This window comes from Deltaproteobacteria bacterium (assembly GCA_026712905.1).
In the GTDB taxonomy this organism is placed as follows: Bacteria; Desulfobacterota; Binatia; order UBA9968; family JAJDTQ01; genus JAJDTQ01.
Genome location: JAPOPM010000149.1, coordinates 1 through 4,715 on the forward strand (window position 1 = coordinate 1; position 4,715 = coordinate 4,715).

At 64.2% G+C, this 4,715-nt stretch carries 3 protein-coding genes; 2 read left to right on the top strand and 1 reads right to left on the bottom strand.

Features of this window, described 5'->3' with window-relative positions; genetic code table 11:
• Both OXF11_11980 and OXF11_11985 read left to right on the top strand, forming a co-directional pair.
• On the top strand, nt 1-2,632 hold a 2,632-nt coding region (locus OXF11_11980; GenBank protein ID MCY4487813.1), incomplete at its 5' end, for a hypothetical protein.
• A 107-nt stretch (nt 2,633-2,739) separates the two neighbouring features.
• Complete coding sequence (locus OXF11_11985) at nt 2,740-3,240, top strand: hypothetical protein (protein ID MCY4487814.1); 501 nt, start codon at nt 2,740-2,742, stop codon at nt 3,238-3,240.
• A gap of 48 nt (nt 3,241-3,288) precedes the next feature.
• On the opposite strand, the gene OXF11_11990 is transcribed toward OXF11_11985, so the two are convergent.
• The coding region (locus OXF11_11990; protein ID MCY4487815.1) for an AAA family ATPase at nt 3,289-4,715 on the bottom strand (1,427 nt) is incomplete at its 5' end.

Sequence of the window (4,715 nt, forward strand, 5' to 3'; positions counted from 1 at the left end):
AGACCGGATAGTACAGCGACTGGCCGGTCGCGCATTGGCCGAGCGGCTTCGGATCGTGCACGAGATCGTCTGGCGCAGAGAAATTCGCCTCGAACCGTTGGGGGCGGAATTGGCGCTTGTGGCCAAGACGTCCGTGGAAGAGGTGGCACGTAGTCGTGAGGGCTCGAACGAGCCTGTGCTCGATCGCAGCGCGGCACGCGATGTCGCCATGGTGTTGTTGACTCATGCGCGTTTCGGGTTCGACCGGAATGAGTTCGACGAAGCGGTTCGCGTCGCCACCGGGTTCGCGCAGCACGACAGGAATGCCTTCCACCACTTGGAATACGAAAAGTGTCTGTGGGCGCTCTACCAGACCGACGCCGGTTCCTTGGTCGAGGCGCTGGACGCCTGGCGGGTCGACGACGGAGATCCCTACTGGGCGGTGAGGAAGGCGTCCTTGATGTTCGAGGTCGGCCACGGGAGCGAGCAAGTGTTGCCGATGTTGCGCTCGGCCATTGCAGCACTTCGGCGATCGAGAGGGTACTCGCTGGATATATCCGTTTTGTCTCGCGAGTCGTGGGCGGCGTGTCTGGCGCGCAAGCTGGAGAAGCAGTCGTGGAGTGGTGCCGATGGTTCGGACCCACATCGCGCCCGGGCGCGCGATCTGACGAGGTTCAACTGCGACCCACCGAATGAAATTCGGGCGTTGATCAACGCCGTTGAGTGGCGGCCGGAGCCGGAAAAGGGCCCCGGTTTCGAGTTGGGCGAGGGACCCCGGCCGCGCGGGTTGGTGGAGTTCAAGCAGGAAGGTCCAAGCCCGGACTGGTACAGGGCACGGGCGGCATATCGAATTGTCAGGCTTGCGGAGGTGGCGGGACTGCCCACGCTATCCGATCGTTGGCCGCCGACCAAGACCATGCTGGGACAGGCGAGCGAGGCGCTGCACCGGGATGGTCAGTACGAGTTTGCCCTGCGGTTGATGTTGCGGATCATGTCGTACGATGGGGACGAACTACTTCGAAGGCTGTTGTCGCGCCCCAACCTGGCGGCACTCCCCGAAGGTGTGGTGGAGTCGATCGCCGGTCAATGCGAGCAGACGATCGACTACTACACGCGTCGCGGCCTGCACCATGACGGCGCGCGCGGAACGATACCTCCGAGGGACCGAGTCAGGGTTGCCATGGAGACGCTTGCCCGGCTTTCCCTCAGATTCAAGGCGAATCGAGCGGCCGAGCTCCTCCGGAAGGGGCTGGCGATCTACGGAAATCCCTTGTTCTACACCGACATCCTGTTTCGAGACGTTATTCGTCATTTGCTGAGTTGGTCGTGGGAGGCAGTGCCGGAGCAGGACAGGGCCGATCTGGCTCTCGAACTCTTGTCCGCGCCCATCGCGGGAGTGGATGGCTACGCACCCAACGCCTACAATTTTCTCGATCCTGGCGAGTTGATCGACCGTAGCGCCGAGGCCATTCCAAGTCGTGACGAACGGAACAGCGACGAGTGGCATGCGACGGTGAAGTTTCTGGTACGGGCGTTGACGTGCGGTGAGGAGGCCCGTTCCCGGGCGATGCTGAGGCTCGTCCAAGTTGCTTTGGCGGGACGCCTTACGGCTGAAGAAGAGAGGACCGTGGGTGCCGCCATCTGGGCTACCGATGACAGTGACGGCGGAGGTCTTCCAGGCGAGAACCGGATCAGGCATTGGGTATATCTCTGCTTGCCGGAGCCCGAGCCTGGGTTCGCGCAGGCGTGGTTTCGAGAAAAATGGATGTCGGCTGTTGAACTATCCGATGTCAACGACGAATCGCTGGACAACATGCTCTTCCACGTAGCCGACGCCCTGGAACATTCTCAACGTTACGGCTTCTCATTTGAACTCGACAAAGGGGATAAGGAGTATTTGACCAGTGTCCTGCGTCGATGGGCAGTTGCGCCTACGCCCCTTCCTTGGATTCTGTCCGACCCGTTCGGACAAGCGCGGAGGGATCTGCTGCGGAACGGCATTCGCGGCGCGGCTACGCTATTGATGCACCTGCAGGTGCCCGAAGATGTCGGCGAGGCCTTGTACAGAAAGTATCAACAGTTCGGCGAGGCGGACGTAACTGCTATGCCGCTGCTGGTGGGTCTGGTCAGGTCGCTGAAGGGGCGAGAGGCTGAGATTCACACGGCGCTGAGAAAAGGCTTGGCTTCTGACGACCCGCGGCTTGTTTCGAATGCGGCGATTGCCATGCAGTTCTGGCTCTATTTCGCACGACGGTCCATGGCCCCTCGACCACCTTCGGACCTGATTCGCGAGATCGGTGTGCTCGTGGCCACTCGCCGAATCGAGGCTCTTGGCGATGCGCTGTGGGTGGCGGAATGGGTGTTCGCGAAAGGAGAAGACGGCGACCGGCAGGAACTCCGACAGCTTGCGGTGGAAGGGTTGATGTACCTTATCGACGATCTTGACTACCGCCGCAAGTTCTCGAAAGAGGCGGATGTCCCTTTGCTGCGGTGGCGATGCGTCTGTTTGGCTCGCGCCATGCAAAAGGCGGGCTGCGAGGATAAGGCCGTGATGGACTGGCTAGCGGTGGCGCAAGAGGATCCCCTGCCGGAGGTTCGACAGAAGGTGTCCGACATCGTGGTAGACCCGCACGCGAATGTCGCCGGTCCATGACTGCGGCAACGCCGTTGGTCGCGGGCATGCCGCTGGTGCCGGCCACTGGCGTGGATACTCAAGCAGAGCCATATGCGCGGTATCCGGGTGGCCAGGGAAGGGTGACATTGGACGCCGAGGAGGCAATGGAGACGCTACGTGGTGGCCTGTGGCACACGACGAGCGAAGAACGATTTGAAGGAATCAGATCGCGGAAGGCCATTCTGTCGAAACCGCCGCTCGGGGAGGACGAGCGGTGGGGAACCCTGATTGGTCCGGAGGGCTGGCCGTATGTCCGAACTTTGGGCGGGGTGAGCCTGTTCGACTTCGCCGGGTTCGACCCGGAAGCCTACGAGGAGAGATGTCCGTCGAGTTCGTGGCGGGAGTTCGTGCCGTTTCAACGATACTGGGGAGCTTCGGTGTGGATCGAGATTGACCGGGAGAAGGCGGCTGACGCCTTGGTGAAAGCCGATGAGTTGGTAGCGCGCTGGAACCTTGAGAAGGCGTACCGACATAGAATCATGCCCTATATCGAAGCGTGTTACCTGGGCGATGTGCCAAGCTGGTTGTTTGTGCGTGCGTTGGTGGTTGGCACCGGCGACACGGAGTTTCGGTCGATAGACGTGTGACGACCCGCCTAGTCGGGTTGTCGAATGAGCGTCGATGCCGGATCGGTGCTACATTTCCATCTCGAACCCGCGCTCACGGACCTTCTCCGGTTCCGGTTCCCGTTCCGGCGCTGCCGGCGCGTCCCTGTCATGGTCCCGGCCCGGATCGGCATCGGGCGGCGCATGTCCTCCTTCCGCTCCGATCGCCGCGCCCCTGTCCCTGGCGACTTCCTTCACCGTCGACTTGTCCAAGGCCGGTTCCACCGCTTCCAGCGCCGCGATCCGCTCTCCGGTGACGGACTCCAGCCGCTCGCGCAGCGCCCTGGCGTCATCGGTGACGATCTCCGCTCCGTGGCGCGCCCGGCTGATCTCCACGTAGAAGGTCTTGCGCGTGGTCAGGTGAGGATGTCCGGCCTCCATCACCGCGATCACGTTGTCCACGGTGCGTCCCTGGAACCCGTGCACGGTCGCGCCCCATGCGTGGTCAAGGTGACGGAGTTGGGGATCGTGCTTGCCGATCTCCAGCCTGCGCCCGTCCTCGAGCCGGAAGGAGACACGGCCGCCCCGGACGGAAGCGATCTCGGCCACGCCGCTGTTCACGAGCCCCAGGGCGTTGTCGTTCCGGGTCCAGCGGATGCGGTCGCCGGCACGGAGTTCGATGCCCTCGCCGCGGTAGACCTCGACGGCGCCGCGCCTGGCTCCGACCATGCGCGGCCGCCACGGCACTTCCTCTCCCTTCGGACCCTCCAGGAACACGGTGCCGATGCCCTGGTCCACGCGCGCGATCCGGCGCTCGTCGCCCTTCGCCACCCCGAGACTCGGGTAGTCGCGGTGGAACGCCACGACGTCGCCCGGAGCGTAGTTGGCGGCGACCGTCTTTTCCGCGTTGGTGTAGCCGTGGGAGACCAGCCGCTGGCCCTCGAAGGCCGGGCCCCGGAGGACGCCGTCGCGCGCGAGGCGCTCGCGGATGTGCCCGTTGATGGCCCGGCGCAGCTCGTGGCTCGGCGCCATCAGTCCGGTATTCTCGCGCTCTCGCTCGGAGAGCCTCAGCCACCGCGCGGCGGCCGCCCCCGCGAGGTTGCGGGGATTGACTTCCGCCACGCGGCCGCCAAGCTTCGCGAAGGCGCGCCTGATGTCGCCCCCGAGGCTCGCCTCGACGGCTTCCCGGAGCTCAGGGTCCTTCTGGCGCAGGATCTCGTCCATCACGGCCGTCCTCATGCCCGCCCGCTGCAACTGCGCGAAGGGCTTGCCCGCATCGACTGCGTCTAGCTGCTTCTCGTCGCCCACCAGGACCACGCGGGGAATGCGGAGCGCGTTGGCGATCCTGAGCAGGTCCCTGGCCTGTACGGTGGAGGCGAGAGAGCCCTCGTCGACCACCAGCACGTTCTTGCGGAAGGCGGCGCGGAGCCCGCGCTCGCCCTTTCGGGAAAGCCGGCCCCGGGCGACGCCGTCGTAGCGGGCCAGGAAGCGTTGCAGGGTTTCCGATTCGATGCCCG